Here is a 2,879-nt window from a genome sequence, read left to right as displayed (position 1 = left end):
GCAGAATGGAAATACCCAGACACTTTTCGAACCTGGCAGTCAAGCATTCTAACGGCGACGATAGTGAACAGCGAAAATAGCAAGAGGCCATGCAAACAGCAAGCCGATCTGAGTGAGCAATCACTTCGGATCGGCTTTTTTAGTTGGCGGTGCGACCGTTTTTAATAATAGAAAGAACGTTCGGCGGTAGTAAAGTCGAAAATGCTATAGATATGACATTCTAGATGGGCGGGAGGCCATTTTTAGAGGGACGAAGACAATCATTTTGGAATTATTCATAGTAATAAACTTAATAGTATTGTCTGGCTTTTATAATAAAGGGAATCATTCCGATAAAATCTTATCGTTTGTATTAAGGATATAAAGATCGAATATTTGCCTTTGAACTCCTGCTTTGACCAATATTTATGCTCAAGAATCTTTTGTTATATTGTTTAACATAAAAAAAGAGATTCTAAATTTAACTAGTCAGGACTTTAGATGTTCGATTTTTAAGGAATAAAATGAAATCAGATAAGGATCTTCCGAATCAGAAACATTCCGATTGTAATTTGTATTAAGATCCTGTTAAATGTTTTGGTATTGATTTATTCCAAAATTGTGAAAGGAAATGGTTATGCATTCTGATCTGCGTCGTTTTTTATTTCCTAAGCTGCTGCTCAAATTTATGAAGAGTCATAATATGAATACGGTTGATGAACGTGCCTATACCTGCTGGCTCTTGGATTTTTTAGGATTAAATCATCTGAACGATATTCAGATTGTTCAGATTTATAATTCACTTTCGGACGAGGCTAAGCTTGGAATCAATAATGGAAGATATGCATCAAGATCTCCATTCAGAAAGATTACTCAAACGTCTTCATCGTTTTTATGTCGTTATGATGCTTTGTATGAACTTGGACAACTTCTTTTAAAAGACCCAAGTTGTATTCTCGATCCAAAAGTTGTAGACTTTGGTTTTTATCAGGACAGGGATTTTGTTGAAACTGTCATAGCAGAAGCTAAAGAGCTTAATTCCATCAGGCCAAACCGCCAAAAAGCGGTTGCCTGATTTTTTTATGTTGATTTGGTTTAGAATGGATTATGGCAAAAAAAGTCAGTAAGGCAGAGCTGCTAATTTTCGGGATGGTTCTCGTTTTGGAGCAAATTCTCGTTTTGGAGCAAATTATGGATGACTTTAATCCCTAAAAGGATAAAGCAGAGCAAAACTGCAAGTTCACAATAAGAAAACCTCCTCGAGGGATACCCGGATTGAGGAGGCAATGTAAAAATCTAAGAATACTGGAACTATTGATTATCAGGTTTAATACCAAAGAAGTCTTCGATCCAAAGAGCGATTCCATCATTATTGTTATCAGCAGTTACATAGTCGGCAACAGCTTTCGTTTCATCTACTGCGTTCCCCATGGCTACTCCGATGCTAGAAGATTTGAGCATTGAAATATCGTTTTGTGCATCGCCGATTGAAGCGATCTCCTCTTTCTGATAAGGAAGATGGCTGATTGCTGTGCCCTTATTTATATCTTTGTTTGTATACTCAAAATAAAATGGAGCGGTAAACATACAATCCAGAACGTCTGCAAATGGAGCTTCCATTTCTTTGTAATGCTCCTGAAGATAGGTATCATCTCCAGCGGTAAGGATTTTGCAGGGCGGAGTTTTAACTGACTTACATAGATCGTGACTTTCTTTTAGCAGGAAGCCATTTGAATGAGCTTCATAATCCATGACATTAAATGTCCGATCACCTGTCGTTATCAAGTTATTGTAAACATTATTCACCTGCATATAATCTCCATCTTCAACCATTGGACGGACATTGAATTTTTTTAAATGTTCAAGAACCTGATGAGCGAGATCGAGTGGAATTGGGTTTTCAAATAATACGTTACCGTCCAGGGTTTCGGCTCTGGCACCGTTGCTTGAGATCAAAATCCCTCCAAACTCAGGCATTCTAAGTTCCTGAGCAAAACGCTGCAGACCCTTTACTGGTCTGCCGCTGGCGATACCAAGCATAATGCCTTCTTGTTGAAGCTGAATCAGGGCTTTTTTTGTTCTTTCCGTAATCTGTTTCTGATCATTAAGAAGTGTTCCGTCAACATCCATGATCAAAAGTTTAACGTTTGTCTCTTTCATATCTTCCTTCTTATTCCGTAAATAAAGTCTGTTTAGAAAAGGGAGGGCTATATTTTCGAGTGCTTCTCCTTGATTTTATTATATTCAACTATCAGGAAGCCAAAAAGAATCTCTGTTCAAATTGAACCAATTTTCTAAATATCTCATAAATTGTGATCAAATGAGTTGATCTTCCTTTTGTTTTGGATTAAGGTAAGCAAGCTGTTTAAGAAATTGATTGAAAAATTCAAACTGAAACGGCATCCTGGAATATCCATACTCCTTATATCTAAGGGCAGAAATCCTTATTTGTGAAAATTTAAAAATAATTAACAAAAAGGGTTGACTGATGATTGCTGGAGTGGTATTCTTAATGAGCCTTGTGAGAGACGGCTTGTTTCTCACAAGCGAAGTCTTCTTTCGCTTGTGAAATTCAAAAAGAAATTCACAAAAAGTCTTGACTTTGATCAGGACAGGGAGTAAGATAAGCAAGCTTGTGAAAGATAAATAAATCTTCACAAATAACTCGTTCTTTGAAAACTTTACAGACAGTATGTACAAGTACCAATTGGTACAGGTTAAACAAACAAACCAAGTACAAGTCAATTCAACCTGAACAATCAAAAAATAAAATAAAACGCAAAAGCGTTGAGTCAAATCAAATGGAGAGTTTGATCCTGGCTCAGGATGAACGCTGGCGGCATGCCTAATACATGCAAGTCGAACGGTATCTTTGGATACAGTGGCGAACGGGTGAGTAA

At 37.1% G+C, this 2,879-nt stretch carries 2 protein-coding genes and 1 rRNA gene; 2 read left to right on the top strand and 1 reads right to left on the bottom strand.

The window, feature by feature from the left end:
- The first annotated feature begins 616 nt into the window (after window positions 1-616).
- A complete protein-coding gene (locus tag BO222_RS00260; RefSeq protein ID WP_075817350.1) occupies window positions 617-1,054 on the top strand; it encodes a hypothetical protein in 438 nt (145 codons plus the stop codon).
- Between the two features lie 236 nt (window positions 1,055-1,290).
- On the opposite strand, the gene BO222_RS00255 is transcribed toward BO222_RS00260, so the two are convergent.
- Complete coding sequence (locus BO222_RS00255; RefSeq protein WP_075817348.1) at window positions 1,291-2,139, bottom strand: Cof-type HAD-IIB family hydrolase; 849 nt, start codon at window positions 2,137-2,139, stop codon at window positions 1,291-1,293.
- A 638-nt stretch (window positions 2,140-2,777) separates the two neighbouring features.
- Here BO222_RS00255 and BO222_RS00245 point away from each other — a divergent pair.
- A 16S ribosomal RNA gene (locus BO222_RS00245) occupies window positions 2,778-2,879 on the top strand; the annotation flags it as partial.

The sequence above is a fragment of the Ileibacterium valens genome, assembly GCF_001945525.1.
Classification (GTDB): Bacteria; Bacillota_I; Bacilli_A; order Erysipelotrichales; family Erysipelotrichaceae; genus Ileibacterium; species Ileibacterium valens.
The sequence above is the reverse complement of the archived record's forward strand: the minus strand, read 5'-3'. Positions and strand labels throughout refer to the sequence as shown.

Bases quoted from the DNA above. Each gene is read 5' to 3' on its own strand.
- BO222_RS00260 (WP_075817350.1), top strand. From the start codon at position 617: ATGCATTCTGATCTGCGTCGTTTTTTATTTCCTAAGCTGCTGCTCAAA.
- BO222_RS00255 (WP_075817348.1), bottom strand. From the start codon at position 2,139: ATGAAAGAGACAAACGTTAAACTTTTGATCATGGATGTTGACGGAACA.